This window comes from Micromonospora sp. DH13, assembly GCF_020873825.1.
In the GTDB taxonomy this organism is placed as follows: Bacteria; Actinomycetota; Actinomycetes; order Mycobacteriales; family Micromonosporaceae; genus Micromonospora; species Micromonospora haikouensis.
This window is the reverse complement of record NZ_JAHWGR010000028.1, coordinates 16,287-39,278: the sequence shown is the minus strand read 5'-3', so window position 1 is coordinate 39,278 and position 22,992 is coordinate 16,287. Positions and strand designations below refer to the sequence as shown.

Below are 22,992 nucleotides of genomic sequence, written 5' to 3'. Positions count from 1 at the left end.
CTGGCGCGCGGCAGCCTGCCCGCGCCCCGTCGCCGCACCTGAGCCCGCGCACCGCGTACCGCGCCATGCTGCGCGCCCGGCGCCCCGGCCGTCGCCGGTGAACCGGCCGCAGGCCCGCCGTACCCGCTGAACCCGCGCCCCTGCCTGCCCGCCGGCGGCCCACCCGCCGCCCGGTGCGTCACTCTCCGGAGCCTTCCGTGCGCATCCTGCTGCTGTCCACCGCCGACACCGACCTGCTCGCCGCCCGGGCCAGCGGCGCCGGCTACCGGCTGGCCAACCCCGCCCGGGTCGCCGCCGACGCCGTGCCGGCGCTGCTCGACGGCGTCGACCTCGCCGTCGTACGGCTGCTCGGCGGCCGGCAGGCGTGGCCGGACGGCCTCGCGGCCGTGCTCGGCTCCGGGGTGCCGACGGTCGTCCTCGGCGGCGAGGCGGTCCCCGACGCCGAGCTGATGGCCGCGTCCACCGTGGCCTCCGGGGTGGCCACCGACGCCCTGGCGTACCTGGTCGAGGGCGGGCCGGGCAACCTCGCCGAACTGGCCCGGTTCCTCTCCGACACGGTGCTGCTCACCGGCGAGGGCTTCGCCCCGCCCGCGTCGACCCCCGGGTACGGCGTCCACGGCGAGCGCCCCCACAAGCCCGAGCGGCCGACCGTCGGGATCGTCTTCTACCGGGCGCACGCCCTCGCGGGGAACACCGCCTTCGTCGACTCCCTCGCCGACGCGGTCGACGCCGCCGGGGCGAACCCCCTGCCGATCTTCTGCGGCTCGCTGCGCGGGCTCGCCCCCGGCGACGGGCCGCTGGAGCTGTTCGCCCGCTGCGACGCCCTCGTCGTCACCGTGCTCGCCGCCGGCGGGACCGTGGCCGCCGACGCCTCCGGCGGGGGCGACGACGACGCCTGGGACGTCGGCGCGCTCGCCGCCCTCGACGTGCCGATCGTGCAGGCGCTCTGCCTCACCAGCACCCGCGAGCAGTGGGCCGGCAGCGACGCCGGCCTGTCCCCACTGGACGCCGCCATGCAGGTGGCCATCCCCGAGTTCGACGGCCGGATCGTCACCGTCCCCTTCTCGTTCAAGCGGATCGACGCCGACGGGCTGTCGGTCTACGAGCCCGACCCCGAGCGGGCCGCCCGGGTCGCCGGGATCGCCACGCGTCAGGCCCGGCTGCGGCACGTGCCCAACGCCGACAAGCGGCTGGCGATCGTGCTCAGCTCCTACCCGACGAAGCACTCCCGGGTCGGCAACGCCGTCGGCCTGGACACCCCCGCCTCGGCGGTGCGGCTGCTCGCCGCGCTGGCCGCCGCCGGCTACCACCTCGGCGACCGGCCCGTCCCCGACGACGGGGACACGCTCATCCACGCCCTGATCGCCGCCGGCGGCCACGACGTGGAGTGGCTCACCCCCGAGCAGCTCGCCGACGCCGACGCCCGGGTGCCGCAGGCAAGCTACCGGCGTTGGTTCGACGCGGTCCCGGCCGGGCTGCGCGACCGGATCCGCGAGCACTGGGGCGAGCCGCCCGGCGAGCTGTACGTCGACGACGGCCACGTCGTGCTCGCCGGCCTGCGGCTGGGCAACGTGCTGCTGGCGATCCAGCCGCCGCGCGGCTTCGGCGAGAACCCGATCGCCATCTACCACGACCCCGACCTGCCGCCCAGCCACCACTACCTCGCCGCGTACCGCTGGCTGGCCGCGCCGCAGGCCGACGGCGGGTTCGGGGCGGACGCCGTGGTGCACCTCGGCAAGCACGGCACGCTGGAGTGGCTGCCCGGCAAGGGCCTCGGCCTGGCCGCCGACTGCGCCCCCGACGCCGTCCTCGGCGACCTGCCGCTGGTGTACCCGTTCATCGTCAACGACCCCGGCGAGGGCACCCAGGCCAAGCGCCGCGCCCACGCCGTCGTCGTCGACCACCTCGTGCCGCCGATGGCCCGCGCCGAGACGTACGGCGACCTGGCGAAACTCGAACAGCTCCTCGACGAGTACGCCACCGTGCAGGCCCTCGACCCGGCGAAGGTGCCGACGGTGCGGGCGCAGATCTGGGACCTGGTGCGCGCCGCCGAGCTGCACCACGACCTGCACACCGCCGACATGCCCGCCGCCGACGACTTCGACGACTTCGTGCTGCACCTCGACGGGTACCTGTGCGAGGTCAAGGACGTGCAGATCCGCGACGGCCTGCACGTCCTCGGCGGCGCGCCCACCGGCGACGCCCGGGTCAACCTGGTCCTCGCCGTGCTGCGCGCCCCCCAGGTGTGGGGCGGGGTGCGCGCCCTGCCCGGCCTGCGCCAGGCGCTCGCCGCCGCGTACGGCCTCGACGAGGCCGCCCTGCTCGCCGAGCCGGGACGGCGCATCGCCGTGCCGAAGGAGCTGACCGCCGTGGCCGACGGCCCCGCCGGCACCGCCGCCGACGCCGTCGACCTGATCGAGGGCCTGGCCCGCCGCCTCGTCGTCGCCATGGAGACCCTCGGCTGGGCCACCACCGAGGCCAGCACCACCACCGACGCCGCCGCCGGCACCGACGCCAGCACCGCCGCCGACGCCATCGCCGACCGTGTCGATGCCGTCGTCGCGGAGGTCGCCGGCCGGGCGATCCCCGACGCCGCCGACGTGCTGCGCTTCGCCGCCCGCGAGGTGGTGCCCCGGCTGGCGCGGACCACCGACGAGGTCGACCGGGTGCTCGGCGCGCTCGACGGCCGGTTCGTGCCGCCCGGCCCGTCCGGCTCGCCCACCCGGGGCCTGGTCAACGTGCTGCCCACCGGGCGTAACTTCTACTCCGTCGACCCGAAGGCCGTCCCCAGCCGCAACGCCTGGGACGTCGGCGTGGCCCTCGCGGACTCGCTGCTGGCCCGGCACCTCGCCGACACCGGCGCCTATCCCCGCTCGGTGGGGCTCACCGTCTGGGGCACCAGCGCCATGCGCACCCAGGGCGACGACGTCGCCGAGGTGCTCGCCCTGCTCGGCTGCCGCCCCACCTGGGACGACCGGTCCCGCCGGGTCACCGGCGTCGAGGTGGTGCCGCTCGCCGAGCTGGGCCGGCCCCGCGTCGACGTCACCGTCCGCATCTCCGGGTTCTTCCGCGACGCGTTCCCGCACGTCGTCGCGCTGATCGACGACGCGGTGCGCCGGGTCGCCGCCCTCGCCGAGCCGGCCGAGCAGAACTACGTCGCCGCGCACGTCGCCGCCGACCTCGCCGAGCACGGCGACGAGCGCCGGGCCACCGCCCGCGTCTTCGGCTCCAAACCGGGGGCGTACGGGGCGGGGCTGCTGCCGCTGATCGACGCCCGCAACTGGCGCAGCGACGCCGACCTCGCCGAGGTGTACGCCGTCTGGGGCGGCTACGCGTACGGCCCCGGCCTGGACGGGCGGGAGGCCCGCGCCGACATGGAACGCTCCTTCGCCCGCATCGCCGTGGCGGTGAAGAACCAGGACACCCGCGAGCACGACATTGTCGACTCCGACGACTACTTCCAGTACCACGGCGGGATGGTGGCGATGGTGCGCCACCTCACCGGCGTCGCCCCCGCCGCGTACGTGGGGGACTCGGCGATGCCGCACGACGTGCGCACCCGCACCCTCGGCGAGGAGACCCGGCGGGTGTTCCGGGCCCGGGTGGTGAACCCGAAGTGGATCGCCGCGATGCGCCGGCACGGCTACAAGGGCGCGTTCGAGCTGGCCGCCACCGTGGACTACCTGTTCGGCTACGACGCCACCGCCGGCGTCGTGGACGACTGGATGTACGAGCGCCTCGCCGCCGAGTACGTCTTCGACGACACCACCCGGGCGTTCCTGGAGCAGTCCAACCCGTGGGCGCTGCGCGGCATCACCGAGCGGCTCCTGGAGGCCGCCGACCGGGGGATGTGGGCCGCCCCGGAGCCGGCCACCCTCGACCGGCTCCGCGAGACGTACCTGGCCAGCGAGGGCGACCTGGAGGACCGGCAATGAGTGTGTTCCCCTTCTCCGCCGTGCTCGGCATGGCCGACATGCGTCTCGCGCTGCTGCTCAACGCCGTCAGTCCGGCCATCGGCGGGGTCCTCGTGCGGGGCGAGAAGGGCACCGCGAAGTCCACCGCCGTGCGGGCCCTGGCCGCCCTGCTGCCGCCCGTCGACCAGGTCGCCGGTTGCCGGTTCGCCTGCGACCCGGCGGCACCGGACCGGTCCTGCCCCGACGGCCCGCACCCGGCCGCTGTGGCGGGCCGGCACCCGGCCGCCCCCGATGGCCCATCCCCGGTGGAGGCGGCGGGCCCGGACCGCGCGGCCGCGTCCGTCGAGCGTCGCCCGGCCCGCCTGGTCGAGCTGCCCGTCGGCGCCGCCGAGGACCGGGTGGTCGGCTCGCTGGACCTGGAGCGGGCCCTCGCCGAGGGGGTACGCGCCTTCGAGCCCGGCCTGCTCGCCGCCGCCCACCGGGGCGTGCTCTATGTCGACGAGGTCAACCTGCTGCACGACCACCTCGTCGATCTGCTCCTCGACGCCGCCGCGATGGGCCGCAACCACGTCGAGCGGGAGGGCGTGTCGGTCAGCCACGCGTCCCGGTTCCTGCTGGTGGGCACGATGAACCCGGAGGAGGGCGAGCTGCGCCCGCAGCTGCTGGACCGGTTCGGGCTGACCGTGGAGGTGGCCGCCAGCCGCGACCCGGCCGTGCGGGTGGAGGTGGTGCGCCGCCGGCTCGCCGCCGACGCCGACCCGGCCGGGTTCGCCGCCCGCTGGGCCGACGCCGACGCCCAGGTGGCCCGGCGGGTCGCCGCCGCCCGGGACCGGCTCGGCCGGGTGCGGCTGCCCGACGCCGCGCTGCGCCAGATCGCCGAGGTGTGCGCCGCGTTCGACGTGGACGGGATGCGCGCCGACATCGTCACCGCCCGCGCCGCGATGGCGCACGCCGCCTGGCAGGACCGGACGGTGGTGACCGCCGAGGACGTCCGGGTCGCCGCCCGGCTCGCCCTGCCGCACCGCCGCCGCCGCGACCCGTTCGACGCCCCGGGGCTGGACGAGGACCGCCTCGACGAGGCGTTGCGGCGGGCCGCCGACGCGCACCCCGACGACGACCCGCCCGCCCCCGACGGCGACGGCCTGGGCGACGGCGGCGGCCCCGGGGGCGGCCCGGATGGCGGCGGTGGCCCCGGGGGCGGCGGCGGTCCCGACGGGAGTGGCCCGGACGGCGGGGGCCCGGCGGGCGGCGGCGACCCCGGGAACGGTACGGCGGGTGGCGGCTCGGCGAGCGGCCGGCACGACGGCGACGGCGACGGCACAGCCGGGTCGACCGCCGACACGAGCGATCCGGGAGAGCCCGGGGACCAGCCCGCAGCCCGGCGCGGGGAGCAGCCCGACGACCGGCCCGGGGAGCAGGGCGGCGGCGGGCGGCAGCGGGTGGCCGTACCCCAGCGGGGGTTGACGGCCCGGCTGCTCACCGCGCCCGGCGTCGGCGACGGGGTGCCCGGCCGGCGGTCGCGGGCCCGCACCGGCCGGGGCCGCACCACCGGGGCGCGGACCCCGCGCGCCGGCCGGCCCGGCCCGCTGCACCTGCCGGCGACGATCCGCGCCGCCGCCTGGCGTCAGGCGGCCCGGGGCCGGGCGGGCGGGCCGCTGCGGTTGCGCCCGGCCGACCTGCGCGAGGCGGTCCGCGAGGGGCGCGAGGGCAACCTCGTGCTGTTCGTCGTCGACGCCAGCGGCTCGATGGGCGCGCGCGAGCGGATGTCCGCCGTGAAGGGCGCCGTGCTGGCCCTGCTCACCGACGCCTACCAGCGGCGGGACAAGGTGGCCGTGGTCGCGTTCCGGGGCGTCGGCGCGCGGACCCTGCTGCCGGCGACGTCGTCGGTGCTGGCCGCGTCCGCCCGCCTCGCCGACCTGCCCACCGGCGGGCGCACCCCGCTCGCGGAGGGCCTCGCCGCCGCCGTCGAGCTGCTGCGGGTGGAGCGGCTGCGCGACCCGAAGCGGCGTCCCCTGGTGCTGGTGCTCACCGACGGCCGGGCCACCGCCGGGCCCCGCCCGCTGGAGCGGGCCGACCGCGCGGCGGCGCTGCTCGCCGCCACCGGCGCCCCGTGCGTGGTCGTCGACTGCGAGTCCGGCCCGGTCCGTCTGCACCTGGCCCGCCGCCTGGCCACCCACCTCAACGCCCGACACCACCCCCTCCCGGCCCTCACGCACAGCGATCTTGCACTTCGGGCCCGGACGAAGGGGGCGAAAGCGGTGCAAGCGGGGGCCGCAACTGCACGGTCGCGGAGAGCCGGCGGGACGAGCCAGCAGGACAGGAGTGTGCGCTGATGCCGCAGGGTAGGCCGGAACGGGTGCCCGCCGACGGGCTGACCACGCGGCAGCGGCGGCACCGGCCGCTGCTGATCGTCCACACCGGGCAGATGAAGGGCAAGTCGACCGCCGCGTTCGGGCTGGCGCTGCGCGCCTGGACCGCCGGGTTGCCGATCGGGGTGTTCCAGTTCGTCAAGAGCGCCAAGTGGCGGGTGGGCGAGGAGAACGCCTTCCGCGCCCTCGGCGAGGTGCACGGGCGCACCGGCCAGGGCGCGCCCGTCGCCTGGCACAAGATGGGCGAGGGCTGGTCGTGGATCCAGCGCGGCGGCGAGGCCGACCACGCCGCCGACGCCCTGGAGGGCTGGCGGCAGATCCAGCGGGATCTGGCCGCGCAGCGCTACGGCCTGTACGTGCTCGACGAGTTCACGTACCCGATGAAGTGGGGCTGGGTCGACGTCGACGAGGTCGTGGCGACCCTGGCCGACCGGCCCGGCTTCCAGCACGTCGTGATCACCGGCCGCGACGCCGACCCGCGCCTGGTCGCCGCCGCCGACCTGGTCGCCGAGCTGACCAAGGTCAAGCACCCGATGGACGCCGGCCAGAAGGGTCAGAAGGGCATCGAATGGTGAGCACCGGGTGGGCGCTGCCCCGGGTGGTGGTCGCCGCCCCGGCCAGCGGCCACGGCAAGACGACCGTGGCGACCGGCCTGCTCGGCGCGCTGCGCCGTCGCGGCCTGACCGTCAGCCCGCACAAGGTGGGCCCCGACTACATCGACCCCGGCTACCACGGTCTCGCCGCCGGCCGGCCGGGCCGCAACCTCGACCCGTGGCTGGTCGGGCCGGAGCGCGTCGCGCCGCTGCTGCGCCACGGCGCGAGCGTCCCCACGCCCGCCGACGTCGCCGTGATCGAGGGGGTGATGGGCCTGCACGACGGCGCGGTCGGCCGCCGGGGGTACGCCTCCACGGCCCACGTCGCCACCCTCGTCGACGCCCCCGTGCTGCTGGTGCTCGACACCACCGCCCAGGGCCGCTCCGCCGCCGCCCTGGTGCTGGGCATGCGCGCGTTCGACAAGCGGGTGCGCGTCGGCGGGGTCATCCTCAACCGGGTCGGCTCGCCCCGGCACGAGACGCTGCTGCGCGACGCCCTCGCCGAGGTGGGGGTGCCGGTGCTCGGGGCGGTCAGCCGGTCCGTGGAGGTCGCCGCCCCGTCGCGCCACCTGGGTCTCGTGCCGGTCGCCGAGCGGGCGCCGGAGTCCCTGGCGGTCGTGGCCGCCCTCGCCGACCTGGTCGCCGCCACCGTCGACCTCGACGCGGTGCTCGACCTGGCCCGCAGCGCCCCGCCGCTGACCGCCCCCGCCTGGGACCCGGTCGCCGCCGTCGGTGGCCCGGCGAGCACCGCCGCCGTCGGCGGTCCGCCCGGCACCGCGGCCGTGGGTGGCCCGGCGAGCACCGGCGGACCGACGGTCGCGGTCGCCGCCGGGGCGGCCTTCACCTTCTCGTACGCCGAGACCGCCGAGCTCCTCGCGGCGGCCGGGGCGACCGTGGCCCCGTTCGACCCGCTGCGCGACCCCGGCCTGCCGGCCGGCACCCGCGCGGTGGTGATCGGCGGCGGCTTCCCGGAGGCGCACGCCGACGCGCTCGCCGGCAACGCCGCGCTGCGCGCCGAGCTGGCCGCGTTCGACGGGCCCGTCGTCGCCGAGTGCGCCGGCCTGCTCTACCTGGGCCGCTCCCTCGACGGCGCGCCGATGTGCGGGCGGCTGGACCTGACCGCCCGGATGACCGGCCGGCTCACCCTCGGCTACCGGGAGGCGGTGGCCGCCGCCGACTCCCCGGTGACCCGGGCCGGCGAGCGGGTACGCGGCCACGAGTTCCACCGCACCGTCACCGACCCCGGCCACGGCGACACCCCGGCGTGGCGCTTCGACGGCGCGGCGCACGGCTTCGTCGACGGCCGGGTGCACGCCTCCTACCTGCACGTCCACTGGGCCGGCCAGCCGCACGCCGCCCGCCGCCTCGTGCAGGCGTGCCGGTGACCGCCCCGGCAGCGCGCCCCGACGGGCCCGTGCTGACCGGCGTCGGGGTCGGGCCGGGCGACCCGGAGCTGCTGACCGTGAAGGCGGTGCGGGTGCTGCGCGAGGCCGACGTGGTGTTCGTCCCGGTGATGGCCGAGCGCCCCGACGACGCGCCCGGCCCCGACCCTGACGCCCCGGCCGGTCCCGACGGGACCGGGACCGGCCCGGGGACGGCGGACGGCGGCGGGCGGGCCGAGGCGACCGTCCGGTCGTACGTGGACGGTGGCCGGGTGCGACGGCTGCCGTTCGCCCTCGACGACCGGGGCGGCGTCACCGCCCGCCGCCGGGCCGCCTGGGACGCCGCCGCCCGCGCCGTCACCGCCGCGTTCGACGCCGGTGCCGCCCGGGTCGCCTTCGCCACCATCGGCGACCCGAACGTCTACTCCACCTTCGGTTACCTGGCCCACGGCGTGCGCGCGCTGCGGCCGGCGGTGCGGGTCGACACGGTGCCCGGGATCACCGCCATGCAGGAGCTCGCCGCCCGCAGCGGCACCGTGCTCTGCGAGGGGCGCGAGCCGCTGACCCTGCTGCCCGCCACCGCCGGGCCGGAGCTGTTCGCCGCCGCCCTGGCCGGGCCGGGGACGGTCGTCGCGTACAAGGGCTGGCGGCGGCACCCCGAGCTGGTGGCCGAGCTGCGCCGGCAGGGCCGCCTCGGCGACGCGGTGCTGGGCCGGGGGCTCGGCCTGCCCGGGGAACGGATCGGCCCGGCGGACCCCGACGACGGCGACCTGCCGTACCTGTCGACGCTGCTCGTCCCGGCCCGCCGGGACACCCGGGGAGGCAAGCTGTGACCACCGCAGGAGACACCGACGGCGCGCCGGCGACCACGGGGAAGGTGTGGTTCGTCGGCGCCGGGCCGGGCGCGGCCGACCTGCTCACCCTGCGCGCCGCCCGGGTGATCGGCGCGGCCGACGTGGTGGTCTGGGCGGCGAGCCTGGTGCACGCCGACGTGCTCACCCACGCCCGCGCCGACGCCGAGATCATCGACTCCTCTCAGCTGCCGATGGAGGGCGTGCTGCCGCTCTACGAGCGGGCCGCCGCCCGGGGGCTGACGGTGGCGCGGATCCATTCGGGCGACCCGGCGCTGTGGGGGGCGGTGCAGGAGCAGCTCGACCTGTGCCGGGCCCTCGGGCTGGCCGTCGAGGTGGTGCCCGGCGTGTCCGCGTTCACCGCCGTCGCCGCGCTCGTCGGCCGGGAACTGACCATTCCCGAGGTCGCCCAGTCGGTGATCCTCACCCGCCTCGAAGGCGGCAGGACGCCGATGCCGCCCGGCGAGCGGGTCCGCGACTTCGCCCGGCACGGCACCACCATGGCGCTGTTCCTCTCCGCCGCCCGCTCCGGGCAGGTGCAGGCCGAGCTGCTGGCCGGCGGCTACCCGGCGGACACCCCGGCCGTGGTGGCGTACCAGGCGACGTGGCCGGACGAGCTGGTGGTGCGCTGCACCGTCGGCACCCTGGAGGCCACCGTCAAGCGGCACCGGCTGTGGAAACACACCCTGTTCCTGGTCGGGCCGGCGCTGGCCGCCGCCGGCACCCGCTCGCACCTCTATCACCCCGGGCACTTCCACACCTTCCGCCGGGCCGAGCCGGCCGCCCGCGCGCAGCTGCGCCGTCGCCGCGAGGAGACCCCCGGCGACGACGGCGGGGCCGCCGGGACAGGGCGGGCCGGATGACGTACCCCGAGCCGGAGCTGCGCGAGCCGGACCTGCCGCGTACCGCGAAGGTCCGGCCCACCGCGCTGCGCACCGGCTGGACGACCGGCGCGTGCGCCACCGCGGCGGCGAAGGCGGCGGTGACCGCGCTGGTCACCGGCGTGCCGCAGCGGCAGGTGGAGATCGGCCTGCCCGCCGGCAGCCGGGTGGCCTTCCCTGTGGCCCGCTGCGACCTCGCCGACCCGCCCGGCGCGGGCGCGGAGGCCGTGGTCGTCAAGGACGCCGGGGACGACCCGGACGTCACGCACGGCGCGCACCTCACCGCCACCGTCGGCTGGCGCGACGCCCCCGGCCTCGACCTGGCCGGCGGGCCGGGCGTCGGCACCGTCACCAAGCCCGGCCTCGGGCTCGCCGTCGGCGGCCCGGCGATCAACGAGACCCCGCGCCGCATGATCGGCCAGGCCGTCGCCGAGGTGGTCGACCTCACCGAGGTCGGGGTACGGGTGGTCATCAGCGTCCCCGGCGGGGAGGTGATGGCCCGCAAGACCACCAACCGGCGGCTCGGCATCCTCGGCGGCATCTCCATCCTCGGCACCACCGGGATCGTGCGGCCCTTCTCGACGGCGTCCTGGCGGGCCAGCGTGGTGCAGGCCGTGCACGTCATGGCCGCCCAGGGGGAGCGGACGGTGGTGCTGTGCACCGGCGGGCGCACCGAACGGGCCGCCCGCGCCCTGCTGCCCGACCTGCCCGAGGTGTGCTTCGTCGAGGTCGGCGACTTCACCGGCGCGGCCGTCACCGCCGCCGTCGGCGACGGCCTGACCCGGGTGGCGTTCGTCGGGATGGCCGGCAAGCTGGCCAAGCTCGCCGCCGGGGTGCTGATGACCCACTACACCCGCTCCAAGGTGGACCTGTCGCTGCTCGGCGCGGTCACCGCCGACGCCGGCGGGGGGCCGGCCCTGGTGGCCGAGGTGGTGGCGGCGAACACCGGCCGGCACGCGTACGAGCTGTGGGAGGCCGCCGGGCTGCTGCGCCCCGCCGGGGACCTGCTCTGCGCCCGGGTCCGCCAGGTGCTGCTGCGCTTCGCCGGGCACGCCGTCGACGTCGACGTGGCGATGGTCGACTTCGCCGGGGAGCGCCTCGTCGCCTCCTCGGGCCGGTGGGCGCCGTGATCCCGCGGAGGGGCCGGTGGGCGGCGTGACCGGCAGCGGGGCCCCCGGGGCCCGTCTCGCCGAGGCTCTCGTGACCGTCGTCGGCATCGACGCGGGCGGCGCGCCGCCGCACCCCGCCGCCGCCGGCGCCCTCGCCGGGGCGCGGCTGGCCGTCGGCGCGACTCGGCACCTCGCCGCCGTCGCGCTGCCCGCCGGCTGCGCCACGGTCACCCTCGGCCCGCTCGCCCCCGCGCTGGCCCGGGTGGCCGCCGCCGTTGCCGCCGGCACGCCCACGGTGGTGCTGGCCAGCGGCGACCCGGGGCTGTTCGGCATCGTCCGCCGGCTGCGCGCCCAGGGGCTGCCCCTGCGGGTGCTGCCCGCCGTGTCCAGCGTGGCCGCCGCGTTCGCCCGCGCCGGCCTGCCCTGGGACGGCGCGGCCGTGGTCAGCGCGCACGGCCGCGACCCGCGGCCCGCGCTCAACGCCGCCCGGGCGCTGCCGGCGGTCGCCGTGCTCACCGCCCCCGGCGCGGGGGCCGCCGAGATCGGCGCGGGCCTGGTCGGCTGGCCGCGCCGGCTCGTCGTCGCCGAGCATCTCGGCACCCCGGCCGAGCGGATCGTCGAGACCACCCCGCAGGCCGCCGCCGCCACCGCCTGGGCCGACCCGCACGTGCTGCTCAGCCTCGCCGACCCGGCACCGGCCGACCCGCCCGGCCCCGCCGCCGATCTCGGCACCGGCCCGGCGGCGGCCGGCGCGGCGGCGATCGGGGCGGTCGCCGGGGCGCGCGCCGACAACCAGCCGGCCGCCGCGCCCGCCGGGGGCTGGGCGCTGCCCGAGGACGCCTACGCCCACCGCGACTCGATGATCACCAAGGCGGAGGTGCGGGCCCTCGCCGTGGCCCGGCTGCGGCCCCGCCTCGGCCGGCTCGTCTGGGACGTCGGCGCGGGCAGCGGCTCCGTCGGCATCGAGTGCGCCCTGCTCGGCGCGGCCGTGATCGCCGTCGAACGCGACCCGGACGCCGTCGACCTCGTCCGGCGCAACGCCGCCGCGCACCGGGTCGACGTGCGGGTCGTCACCGGGGCCGCCCCGGCGGCGCTGGCCGGGCTGCCCGACCCGGACGCCGCCTTCGTCGGCGGCGGCGGCCTGGCCGCGCTCGCCGCCGTGGCCGCCCGCCGGCCCGCCCGCGTGGTCGCCGCCCTCGCCGCCCTGGACCGGGTCGCCCCCGCCCTCGACCTGCTGCGCGGGCACGGCTACCGCGCCGAGGGCGTGCAGCTGTCCGCCGCCCGGCTGGCCGACCTGCCCGGCGGGTCGGTGCGGCTCGCCGCCACCAACCCGGTGTTCGTCCTCACCGCCGACCGCCCACCCCTCACCGCCGACCGCCCACCTTCCCCCGGGGAGCGCAGATGACCCGCATCGGACTCGTCGCGGCCACCGCCGCCGGCCGCCGGCACGCCCGCACCCTCGCCGCCGCCTGGCCGCACGCCCGCCTCGTCGAGGCCGACACCGCCGCCGACGCGCTGCGCGCCGCGTTCACCGGCCACGACGCCGTGGTCGCGTTCCTCGCCACCGGGGCGGTGGTGCGGATCCTCGCCCCGCTGCTCGGCGACAAGCGCACCGACCCGGCCGTCGTGGTCGTCGACGAGGCCGCCCGGCACGCCGTGGCGCTGCTCGGCGGGCACGCCGGGGGCGCGAACGCCCTCGCCGCCGACGTCGGCGCGCTGCTCGACGCCCGGCCGGTGGTCACCACCGCCACCGACGCGGTCGACCTCCCCGGCCTGGACACCCTCGGCTGGCCCGTCGAGGGGGCGGTCGCCGCCGTGACCCGGGCCCTGCTCGACGGCGAGCCGGTGCGGCTCGTCGCCGACGCGGCCTGGCCGCTGCCGGCCCTGCCGCCGCACGTGCGCGCCGACGCTCCCGCCGACGCGCACCGGCTGCTCGTCACCGACCGGGTGGTGCCGCCCGACGGGCGCACCGCCGTGCTCCGGCCGCCGTCGCTGGTCGTCGGCGTGGGCGGCAGCCGGGGCGTGCCCGCCGGGCAGGTGCGCGACCTGCTCGACCGGGTGCTCGCCGCCGCCGGCCTGAGCCCGGCCAGCGTCCGCTGCCTGGCCAGCGCCGACATCAAGGCCGACGAGGCGGGCATCCGGGCGACCGCCGACGCGCTCGGCGTACCCCTGGTGACGCATCCCGCGGCGGACCTGGCGGCCGTCGACGTGCCGCACCCCAGCGAGGTGGTCCGCGCGGCCGTCGGCACGCCCAGCGTCGCGGAGGCCGCCGCGCTGCTCGGCGAGCCCGGCCGGCGCGCCGACGCGGCGCTCGTCGCGCCGAAGACCGCGTCGGCGATGGCCACCGTCGCGGTGGCCCGGCACGCCCCGCGCGGCCGGCTCGCGATCGTCGGCCTCGGCCCCGGCGCGGCCGACCTGCGCACCCCCCGCGCCCTCGCCGAGCTGCGCCGCGCCGCCGTGGTCGTCGGCCTCGACCAGTACGTCGACCAGGTGCGCGACGTGCTGCGACCCGGCACCCGGATCCTCGCCAGCGGCCTCGGCGCGGAGGAGGAACGCGCCCGCGCCGCCGTCGCCGAGGCGACCGCCGGGCACGCCGTGGCGCTGGTCGGCTCCGGCGACGCCGGGGTGTACGCGATGGCCAGCCCCGCCCTGGAGCACGCCGACGACCGCATCGACGTCGTCGGCGTCCCCGGGGTGACCGCCGCGCTCGCCGCGTCGGCGCTGCTCGGCGCGCCGCTCGGCCACGACCACGCCTACCTGAGCCTGTCCGACCTGCACACCCCGTGGGAGGTCATCGAGCGGCGCGTCGCCGCCGCCGCCGAGGGCGACTTCGTGGCGCTGCTGTACAACCCGCGCAGCCGCGCCCGGGACTGGCAGCTCGCCGCCGCGCTGAAGACGTTCGCCGCGCACCGGCCGCCGGACACCCCGGTCGGGGTGGTGCGCAACGCCAGCCGGCCCGGCGAACGGGTGCACCTGGCCACCCTCGCCACCCTCGACGCGGCCGTGGTCGACATGTACAGCGTGGTGGTGGTCGGCAGCAGCCGCACCCGGCTCGTCGCCGGCCGGATGGTCACCCCGCGCGGCTACCGGTGGCGCGCGTGACCGCCCCCGTGACCATCGACGGCTGCCAGGGATGCGGCGCGTGCCTGCTGACCTGCCCCACCCACGCGATCCGACCCACCCCCGGCGGGCTGCTGGTCCGCGCGCAGGCGTGCACCGGCTGCCTGGAGTGCCTGGAGATCTGCCCGGTCGACGCCATCCGCGTCACCGGCACCGACCCCTGTGGAGGAACCCGATGAGTTCGACCGTGGTCAGCGCCGCACCCCCGGCGGGCCGGTGGAGCCGCGCCGAGCGGGTACGCCTCGGCGGCATCGTGCTCGCCGTCGCCGTGCTGCACGTCGCCGGCTGGAGCCTCTACCTCTACTGGAACGGCCAGCCCGCGGCGGCCGGCGGGTTGGCCGGCGCCGGCACCCTCGCGTACGCCCTCGGGGTGCGGCACGCCTTCGATGCCGACCACATCGCCGCCATCGACGACACCACCCGGCTGATGCTGCTGCGCGGCCGGCGTCCCGTCGGGGTCGGCTTCTTCTTCGCCCTCGGCCACAGCGCCGTGGTGCTGCTGCTCGCCCTGATCGTCGGGCTCGCCTCGACCAGCCTCGCCGGCCCCGGCCTGGCCCAGGCCCGCGAGGTGGGCGCCACCGTCGCGATCGTCACCGCCACCCTCTTCCTGAGCCTCGTCGCCGGCCTCAACGCCGTGGTGCTCGGCGGCCTGGCCCGGCTGTGGCGGCGGCTGCGCCACGGCGACCTCGACGAGCGGGAGCTGGACCTGCACCTGCTCAACCGGGGCCTGGTGCAGCGGGTGCTGGGCTCCCGGGCACGTTCGCTGGTGCGCTCGTCGTGGCACATGGCGCCCGTCGGGTTCCTGTTCGGCCTCGGCCTGGAGACGGCCAGCGAGGTGACCCTGCTCGCCCTGTCGGCGAGCACCGCCGCCGCCGGTGGGCTGCCCGTGCTGGCCCTGCTCACCCTGCCGCTGCTCTTCGCCGCCGGGATGTCCGCCATGGACACCGCCGACAGCCTGCTGATGAGCCGGGCGTACTCGTGGGCGTACCGGCAGCCGGCCCGCCGGCTCTACTACAACCTCGCCACCACCGGCATGACCGTGCTCGTCGGTGCGCTCGTGGCCAGCGTCTACCTCGCCGGGCTGCTCGTCGACCACGTCGGGGTGTCCGCCCTGGCCGGGTACGCCACCCTCGCCGAGCACTTCGAGCAGCTCGGCTACGCCGTCGTGGCGCTGTTCGCCCTGGCGTGGGTCGCCGCCGCCGCGCTGTGGAAGCTGCGCCGTTACGACGAGCGCTACGGGGCCCCGGCCGCCGACCGTCCCGCCGAGCGGGGCGAGCGCGCCGAGCCGGGGGAGGCGGGCCGGGTCGACCGCGCCGCGCCCGGGACGGCGGACCGGTGAGCCGCGTCGTGCACCCGATCGAGCGGCAGTCGTACGCGATCCTGCGCTCCCGGGTGGACCTGACCGGCCTGCCGCCGTTGACCCGGGCCGTCACCGAGCGGGTGGTGCACGCCAGCGCCGACCTCGACTACGTCACCGACCTGGTGTGCGACGAGGACGCCCTGGCCGGCGGGCTGGCCGCCCTGCGCGGTGGCGCCGCGGTCGTGACCGACGTGGCGATGGTCGCCGCCGGGATCACCCGCCCCGGCCCCGGGCCGGTCTGCCCGATCGCCGAGCCGGCGACGGCCGCCCTGGCCCGCGCGGCGGGCATCACCCGCTCGGCGGCGGCCGTGCGGGTGGCGTACGACCGGGTGGGCCCCGGCGCGGTGTGGGTGGTCGGCTGCGCGCCCACCGCCCTGTTCGAACTGCTCGACCTCGGCGCGCGGCCGGCGCTGGTGGTCGGCCTGCCGGTCGGGTTCGTCGGCGCCGCCGAGAGCAAGGCGGCGCTGCGCGCCAGCGGCCTGCCCGCCGTGTCCAACGTCGGCGAGAAGGGCGGCTCGGCGGTCGCCGCCGCCGCCCTCAACGCCCTGCTGTACCTGGAGGAGACGTGACGAACCGACCCGAAGAAGCGCGGGGGCAGGACCGCACCCCGCTGCTGATCGTCGGCCACGGCACCCGCAGCGCCGCCGGGGTCGCCCAGTTCGCTGCCCTGGTCGACCGGATCCGCCGCCGCCGCGCCGTCGACGACGTCGAGGGCGGCTTCATCGAGCTGTCCCGCCCGCCGCTGACCGACGCGGTCGGCGCCCTCGCGGGCCGGGGGCACCGCCGGCTCGTGGCGCTGCCGCTGGTCCTCGCCGCCGCCGGGCACGGCAAGGGCGACATCCCGGCCGCGCTGGCCCGGGAGAAGCAGCGCTTCCCCGGCCTGCGCTACGCCTACGGCCGCCCGTTGGGCCCGCACCCGTTGCTGCACGACACCCTCGCCGACCGGATCGACGCCGCGCTGGCCGGCGCCGACCGGGCCGGCACATGGGTGGCCCTGATCGGCCGCGGCTCCACCGACCCGGACGCCAACGCCGAGGTCGCCAAGGTGGCCCGGCTGCTGTGGGAGGGGCGCGGCTACGCGGGCGTCGAGCCGGGCTTCGTGTCGCTGGCCGAGCCGTCGGTGCCGGCCGTGCTGGAGCGGCTGCGCCGCCTCGGCGCGCGCCGGATCGTCGTCGCCCCGTACTTCCTGTTCGCCGGGGTGCTGCCGGACCGGATCGTGGCCCGGTCGGCGGAGTTCGCCGCCGCCCACCCGGACCTCGACGTGCGGGTGGCCGACCTGATCGGCGACTGCGACGCCCTCGCCGACCTGGTCCTGCAACGGCACGCCGAGGCGCTGCGCGGGGACATCCGGATGAACTGCGACACCTGCGCGTACCGGGTGGCGCTGCCCGGCTTCGCCGACAAGGTGGGCCGGCCGCAGACCCCGCACGACCACCCCGACGACCCGGTCGGCGGCCACCACCATCACCATCACCACCACCACGTGTAAGGAAGGGCCCCTTGTTAACGCATTCGGTAGAGAGGGGTCCCCTTCTCACCCGCCGGCCTGCGTGGTGGGCCGGCGCAGCACGAACACGAACGGCCGGTCGGTGCCGCGCAGGTCCATGACGCCGATCAGGGTGCGCTCGTCGACCCGCCGGAACACGTCGTGGATGGGGAGGCGGTCGTAGCACATCGTCGCCGACACGACCCCCCGGTATTCGGTCATCCGCAGCCGCGCCGCCGGGCGGGTCGTGGTCAGCAGCGGCAGGGCCAGCGCGAAGGCCCTCGCGGCCAGGGGCGTGCGTGCCGCGCCGGGCGGGCGGAGCAGCAGCCTCGTCGGCACCAGCGCCGGGTTGACGCTGACCAGCCTCCCGCCGGCGGCGAAGACCAGCGGGTGCACGTCCTCGGGGCCGTCGAACCGCTTGCCGTGCCATCCGTAGCGCTCCAGCAGGCCGTCGAGCGGGTGGCCCGTGGCGAAGCCGCTGCCCCGCCAGGAGCCGAGCATCTCCTCGACGGTGACCGGCGGGAGGCCGTCGAAGCAGGCCAGGGCCGTGGCCAGGTCGCCCGGGGCCGGCAGGGCGGCCGGGTGTTCCGGGGCCGGCAGGGCGGCTGCGGGAGCGGGGTCCGCCGCGCTCGACATGGTCGCATCTCCTTCGTCGCGTGGCCGGGTGGCCGAATTGCGTGGTCGGGTGGCCGACGTGGTGTCGTCGACGGTACGCCCGGATCGTGCCGGCTGCGGGCGTACCGGGCCGCCGGCCGGGCCCCGGCGGTCACGAACGCTCTTCATATTCGCCCCGATCGGGCCTACGCTCGGGGCAGTTCCGCAGTGATCACAATGGAGGTTCACATGAGGAAGATGACCGTGCGTCGCACGAGCACCCTGCGCCTGCTGTCCGGTGCCCGCCGGCTCTGGATCGAGTGGTGCTGGTAAAACCCGGCGCGGCGGGCGCCCCCGGGCGCCCGCCCCTGCGGGGTCCGGCCGCCGACCTGGGCCTCTACGACTGCCACCGCGACCACGGCCCGTACGCCGGAGTCGCCGAGTTCCTCGGCCGGATCGCCGTCGCCCACCCCCGCCTGGCGTCCCGGCACGCCGTCGAGTTGCACGCCATCGCGCCCGGCCTCGACAACGCCGCCCGACCCGCCGCCGACGAGGAGCCGATCCGGTTCCACCCCGCCCGCCGCACGGCCTGCCTCGCCTACGGCGCGACCGAGTTCGTGGTCGCCTGGGCGGGCACCCTCCGCCGCCCGGTCACGGTGCGCTTCGACCACGTCGACGCCGCCGACGAGACCACCGGAGAGCTGCTGGACGCCCTGTCGCGCCGGGTCGGGCCGTACCCGCTGCGCCTGGACCTGCGCGACGGCGGCGACGCCCGGCGCGACGTCGCGGACCCGACGCCTGCGGCGCTGCGCGCGGCCGTGGGGGAGTCCCTGGCCCGCGGCTTCTACCACCACGCCGCCCGCACCGCCCGGCGGGGGCGCGCCGCCGTCACCGCGACGGGCGACCTGCGGCACTGGTGGGCGTTCACCACCGGCCTGGCCACCGCCCTGGCGGCGCTCGACCGCGCCACCGAGGCGCTCGACCTCTACGACGAGGCCCGCGCCGCCACCGACGACCCGAAGATCACCATGTCGGCCGCGTACGCCACCGCCATGCTGTACGCCCGGCACCTGCCGCCGGCCGACCAGGACCCGGAGCGGGCGCGGCACTGGCTGCACGAGGCGCTGCGCCTCGCCGCAGGCCTGGCCGACCCACGCCAGCGGGTGCTGTCCACCGTCTTCTACGAGCAGGGCGTGGCCCTGCTGGACAGCAGGGCGGGCGCGCCCGCCCGCGCGCTGCGGCTGATCGACGACGGGCTGGCCCGCCTGGCGTCGGTGCTCGCCCCCGGCGAACGCCCGCAGGACCTGGCCCGGCTGCGGCACAACCGCGCGCAGGTGCACCTGGCGCTGGGGGACGCCGACCGGGCCCTGACCGAGCTCGACACCGTGATCGCCCACGACCCCGACAACTGCGAGTACTACGTCGACCGGGCCGCCCTGCACCGGGCGGCGGGCCGCACCCGCGCCGCGATCCGGGACTACGACGCGGCGATCCGCCTCGGGCCGCACCTGCCCGAGGCGTACTACAACCGGGCGGTGCTCCAGCAGCAGCGGGGCCGCCCCGGGCGGGCGCGCGCCGACCTCGACCGGGTGCTCGCCATCGAGCCGGGACACCTCGACGCCCGCATCGCCCTGGTCAACCTGCACCTGGAGCGCGGCGCGCACGACGCGGCCGAGGCGGGCGCGCGGGCGGGGCTGGCCCTGGCCCCGCAGGAACCCGCGCTGCTGTGCACCCTCGGGCTCGTGCGCTCCGAGCGCGGCGGATCCGCCGAGGCCGACGAGCTGTTCACCCGGGCCCTGGCCGGCGACCCGGGGCTGGTCGAGGCGTGGACCAACCGGGCCGCCGTCCGGTTCGAACGCGGCGACGTCGCCGCCGCCGTGGCGGACCTGGACCGGGCGGTGGCGCTGGCCGCGTCGGCGCCGGTGCCCCACTACAACCGGGGCACGGCACTGATGCGACTCGGCCGCTGGGACGAGGCCGCCCGCGACTTCGCCCACGCGCTCGCCCAGCCGGGCCTGGACCGGGCGTTGCGCCGCGACCTGCGGGCGGAACTGGCCCGCTGCCGCCGCGCCGGGGCCGGCTGAGCGGAGGACGAGGGGGCGTCGTCGAGCCCGCCCCGCCGACGCCCGGTCGACCCCGGTGACTGTCGGCTTTCGGACAGCGGCCGTCGGGGGCAGTCGGCACCGCGTCCCGGTGCCCCGGTGACCAGCGCGGTCACGGCGATCCGGCCACGGACACACCCCTATTCCATGGGCCGAGCCGGGGCCGGTCCACTGTGTACCTTGACGGTTCACTCCCGCTCGCCGGTGGCAACGCGGGGGGCGGTCCGTGCCCCGTGCCGGTCCGCCGCCGCACGAAGGCCCGGCCGGCGGGGCAGCCGGACCTCATTCGAAGGACTACGAATCATGTACGACGCGATAGTCGTCGGTGGGCGCTGCGCGGGCGCCTCCACCGCCCTGCTACTCGCCCGGCAGGGCCACCGGGTGCTGGTGGTGGACCGGTCGTCCTTCCCCAGCGACGTCATCTCGACGCACTTCCTGTGGCCGCACGGCATGTCCTACCTCAACCGGTGGGGCCTGCTGGACCAGGTCACCGCCGTGACCCCCACGCACACGGTCATCGACATCGTCAACGACGGCATCCCGCTGAGCGGCTCGGTGCCCACGTCGCTGCTGCGCGAGCACTTTCGCGACCTGCACGGCGACGACTCGGGCGTCGTGCAGAGCTACGCCTCGGTGCGCCGCCGCGTGCTGGACCAGATCCTCGTCGAGGCGGCGGCCAAGGCCGGCGCCGAGGTCCGCACGCACTGCACCGTACGGGAGCTGATCACCGAAGACGGCCGGGTCGTCGGCGTGCGGGGGCGCGCCGCCGACGGGCAGGAGTTCGAGGAGCGGGCCCGCATCGTCGTCGGCGCCGACGGCCGCAACTCGTTCGTCGCGCGCACCCTCGACCTGCCCCGCTTCGACGAGCGGCCCCGCTGCACGTTCGCCTACTGGAGCTACTGGTCCGGCTTCGACCCCGGCCGGGGGCAGATCCACCGGCGCGGCCGGCTCGGCTGCGCGGTGGTGCCGACCAACTTCGGGCAGAACATGGTCCTCGTCTGGGGGCCCAGCGAGTGGGCCCGGGAGTTCCGCGCCGACGTGCCCGGCAACGTCCAGCGGGCGCTGGACTTTGTCAGCCCCGAGCTGGGCGAGCTGGTCCGCACCCAGGGCACCCGGGAGGAGCGGATCTACGGCACCCTGGACCAGTCGGGGTTCCTCCGGCCGCTGCACGGGCCCGGCTGGGTGCTCGTCGGCGACGCCGAGTCGGCCAAGGACCAGTGCACGGCGATCGGCATGACCCACGCGTTCCGCGACGCGGAGCTGGCCAGCGCCGCCCTGCACCGGTGGCTGACCGGCGAGTCGTCGCTCGACGAGGCGATGGCCGCGTACGAGGGCCGCCGGCGCAGCCAGAACTCCGCCGCCTACTACGACTACGTGTGCACCCTGAGCGAGATGCGGCCGTACCGGCACGACGAGCTGCAACTGTTCGTCGCGTTGCGCGGCAACCAGGAGGAGACCGACCGGTTCATCGCCACGCACGCCGACATCGCGCCGGTCTCCGAGTTCTTCCAGGCGTCCAACCTCTTCCTGCTCAACGACGCCGCCAAGGAGTCCTCCGCCGGCTACCCCGTCTTCGACGACTTCGCCGCGACGTCGCGCACGTACCAGCAGAACCTCTTCGCCTGATGCCGCACCAGGGAGCCGAGACCGTGACCACCACCGACCTGCACCAGCGCGACGACGGCGAGCTGATCGAGGCCATCCTCGACGCCGCCGGGCGCGGCGACGTCGAGACCATGGCCCGCGAGGCGGCCGAGGTCTCCGAGATGACCCGCAACTGGGCCACCCACATCCCCTGGGACGACCTCGCTACCCTCGACGCCTCCGGGGCCGACGGCGAGCTGGCCCGGGTCGTGGCGGACCTGACGGAGATGTGGGAGCCGGCGCACCTGCGCAACCCCGTCGACCCCGACGAGGAGTACGCGCTGGACAAGAACGCGTACGACTTCTACCGCCCCGCCGGCCGCGACCTGCTCGCCCGCACCGAGGACTTCTACGACTGGGTGCAGGCCCGCCGCCGCACGGAGACCTGGCAGTACTCCCGGGTGCTGGAGGCGGCCCCGGACAGCGTCGCCGAGATCACCAACGACCTGGGCAAGCGGACCCGGGGCATCAACTTCAACTCGCAGGACTACCTGTCGTTCAACACCCACCCGGCCATCCGGGAGGCGGCGGTCCGGGCGATGCGCGACTACGGCCCGCACAGCGCCGGCTCGCCGATGGTGCTGGGCAACACCCGCATCTCCGACGAGCTGGAGGTGGCGCTCGGCGAGCTGGTGGGGCTGGAGCACGTCACGCTCTTCCCGACCGGCTGGTCGGCGGGCTTCGGCGCGATCGTCGGCCTGGTCCGCCAGTCCGACCACGTGGTCATCGACCGGCTCGCGCACTCCTGCCTCCAGCAGGGCGCGCGGGCGGCGACCCGCAACGTGGTCCGCTACGAGCACCTCAACGTCGAGGCCGTGCGCCAGCACCTGGCCGACATCCGGTCGCACGACAGCCGCAACGGCATCCTCGTCGTCACCGACGGCCTCTTCTCCGTCGACGCCGACTGGCCGGACCTGGTGACCCTGCAGCGGGTCTGCCGGGAACACGACGCGACCCTGCTGGTCGACGTCGCGCACGACCTCGGCTCGATGGGGCCGGGCGGCACGGGCGTGCTGGGCATGCAGAACCTGCTCGGCGAGATCGACATCGTCATGGGGGCGTTCTCGAAGACGTTCTGCTCCAACGGCGGCTTCGTGGCGTCGCGCTCCCCGGCCCTGAAGCAGTACGTGAAGATGTTCAGCAACTCGCACTTCTTCTCCAACGCGCTGTCGCCGGTGCAGACCGCCGTGGTCCGGGAGGCCGCCCGGATCATCCGGTCCCCCGAGGGCGACGAGCTGCGCGCCCGGCTGTTCACCGCCATCCACGCGCTGCGCGACGAGCTGACCGGCCGGGGGCTGACCTGCATGGGCGAGCCCTCGCCGATCGTGCCGCTGCTGATCGGCAACGAGAAGCTCGCCCGGACGGCCAACCGGCTGCTGTTCGACCGGGGGGTGCTTGCGTTCATGGTGGAGTTCCCGGTCACCCCGACCGGGTCGTCGCGGTTCCGGCTCCAGGTGCAGGCCGGCCACCGGCCCGAGGAGGCCCGGGAGGCGGCCCGCATCATCGAGGGGGCCATCGCCGACTCGCGGGCGTACCTGTCCAGCGCGTTCGGCAGCGCCGCCCGGTAGCCGCGGCGGGGCGGCGGGC

16 protein-coding genes and 1 pseudogene are annotated in these 22,992 nt (G+C 77.2%); 16 read left to right on the top strand and 1 reads right to left on the bottom strand.

The window, feature by feature from the left end; translation table 11 throughout:
• Positions 1-197: 197 nt before the first annotated feature.
• The 13 genes and pseudogenes from cobN to LPA42_RS23840 all read left to right on the top strand — a co-directional run.
• The gene (gene cobN / locus LPA42_RS23900; protein ID WP_077937802.1) at positions 198-3,935 is read left to right on the top strand and encodes a cobaltochelatase subunit CobN; all 3,738 of its coding nucleotides are present in this window, start codon (positions 198-200) and stop codon (positions 3,933-3,935) included.
• Entirely contained in the window at positions 3,932-6,247 is a 2,316-nt protein-coding gene (locus LPA42_RS23895; protein ID WP_228986873.1) for a VWA domain-containing protein, read from the top strand. Before cobN ends, LPA42_RS23895 begins: the two co-directional genes overlap by 4 nt.
• Entirely contained in the window at positions 6,247-6,858 is a 612-nt protein-coding gene (gene cobO / locus LPA42_RS23890; RefSeq protein ID WP_077937803.1) for a cob(I)yrinic acid a,c-diamide adenosyltransferase, read from the top strand. Before LPA42_RS23895 ends, cobO begins: the two co-directional genes overlap by 1 nt.
• The gene (locus LPA42_RS23885) at positions 6,852-8,261 is read left to right on the top strand and encodes a cobyrinate a,c-diamide synthase (RefSeq protein WP_077937804.1); all 1,410 of its coding nucleotides are present in this window, start codon (positions 6,852-6,854) and stop codon (positions 8,259-8,261) included. The genes cobO and LPA42_RS23885 overlap by 7 nt, the downstream gene beginning before the upstream one ends.
• Positions 8,262-8,290: 29 nt before the next feature.
• Positions 8,291-9,091 carry a precorrin-2 C(20)-methyltransferase gene (locus LPA42_RS23880; RefSeq protein WP_077937817.1) on the top strand — a complete coding sequence of 267 codons (801 nt, stop codon included), beginning with the start codon at positions 8,291-8,293 and terminating at the stop codon, positions 9,089-9,091.
• Positions 9,088-9,972, top strand: coding sequence for a precorrin-4 C(11)-methyltransferase (cobM, locus tag LPA42_RS23875; protein WP_077937805.1), 885 nt, complete (start codon positions 9,088-9,090; stop codon positions 9,970-9,972). The genes LPA42_RS23880 and cobM overlap by 4 nt, the downstream gene beginning before the upstream one ends.
• Positions 9,969-11,120 (top strand): cobalt-precorrin-5B (C(1))-methyltransferase, encoded by a 1,152-nt coding sequence (locus LPA42_RS23870; protein WP_043963419.1) that lies wholly within the window; start codon positions 9,969-9,971, stop codon positions 11,118-11,120. The genes cobM and LPA42_RS23870 overlap by 4 nt, the downstream gene beginning before the upstream one ends.
• A gap of 16 nt (positions 11,121-11,136) precedes the next feature.
• The gene (gene cbiE, locus LPA42_RS23865; RefSeq protein WP_077937806.1) at positions 11,137-12,504 is read left to right on the top strand and encodes a precorrin-6y C5,15-methyltransferase (decarboxylating) subunit CbiE; all 1,368 of its coding nucleotides are present in this window, start codon (positions 11,137-11,139) and stop codon (positions 12,502-12,504) included.
• Positions 12,501-14,201, top strand: coding sequence for a precorrin-3B C(17)-methyltransferase (gene cobJ / locus LPA42_RS23860; protein ID WP_077937807.1), 1,701 nt, complete (start codon positions 12,501-12,503; stop codon positions 14,199-14,201). Before cbiE ends, cobJ begins: the two co-directional genes overlap by 4 nt.
• On the top strand, positions 14,198-14,398 hold the full coding sequence (locus LPA42_RS23855) for a 4Fe-4S binding protein (RefSeq protein ID WP_363632416.1): 201 nt from the start codon (positions 14,198-14,200) through the stop codon (positions 14,396-14,398). The genes cobJ and LPA42_RS23855 overlap by 4 nt, the downstream gene beginning before the upstream one ends.
• Positions 14,395-15,558: a HoxN/HupN/NixA family nickel/cobalt transporter gene (locus LPA42_RS23850; protein ID WP_228986872.1), complete on the top strand. Its 1,164-nt coding sequence runs from the start codon at positions 14,395-14,397 to the stop codon at positions 15,556-15,558. The genes LPA42_RS23855 and LPA42_RS23850 overlap by 4 nt, the downstream gene beginning before the upstream one ends.
• Positions 15,555-16,148: a precorrin-8X methylmutase gene (locus LPA42_RS23845; RefSeq protein ID WP_077937809.1), complete on the top strand. Its 594-nt coding sequence runs from the start codon at positions 15,555-15,557 to the stop codon at positions 16,146-16,148. The genes LPA42_RS23850 and LPA42_RS23845 overlap by 4 nt, the downstream gene beginning before the upstream one ends.
• Positions 16,145-17,059 (top strand): annotated as a pseudogene (locus tag LPA42_RS23840) (sirohydrochlorin chelatase); the annotation flags it as partial. The gene LPA42_RS23845 and the pseudogene LPA42_RS23840, both read left to right, overlap by 4 nt.
• 54 nt (positions 17,060-17,113) lie before the next feature.
• Here LPA42_RS23840 and LPA42_RS23835 read toward each other — a convergent pair.
• Positions 17,114-17,701, bottom strand: coding sequence for a DUF4334 domain-containing protein (locus LPA42_RS23835; RefSeq protein WP_228986871.1), 588 nt, complete (start codon positions 17,699-17,701; stop codon positions 17,114-17,116).
• A gap of 281 nt (positions 17,702-17,982) precedes the next feature.
• On the opposite strand from LPA42_RS23835, the gene LPA42_RS34230 reads away from it, so the two are divergent.
• The 3 genes from LPA42_RS34230 (at position 17,983) to LPA42_RS23820 (ending at position 22,973) form a co-directional block, all read left to right on the top strand.
• Positions 17,983-19,743, top strand: a complete 1,761-nt coding sequence (locus LPA42_RS34230) for a tetratricopeptide repeat protein (protein WP_304442028.1) — start codon at positions 17,983-17,985, stop codon at positions 19,741-19,743.
• Positions 19,744-20,064: 321 nt separating this feature from the next.
• Positions 20,065-21,387, top strand: coding sequence for an NAD(P)/FAD-dependent oxidoreductase (locus LPA42_RS23825; protein WP_077937811.1), 1,323 nt, complete (start codon positions 20,065-20,067; stop codon positions 21,385-21,387).
• 23 nt (positions 21,388-21,410) lie between these two features.
• Complete coding sequence (locus LPA42_RS23820; protein WP_077937820.1) at positions 21,411-22,973, top strand: aminotransferase class I/II-fold pyridoxal phosphate-dependent enzyme; 1,563 nt, start codon at positions 21,411-21,413, stop codon at positions 22,971-22,973.
• Positions 22,974-22,992: the final 19 nt, after the last annotated feature.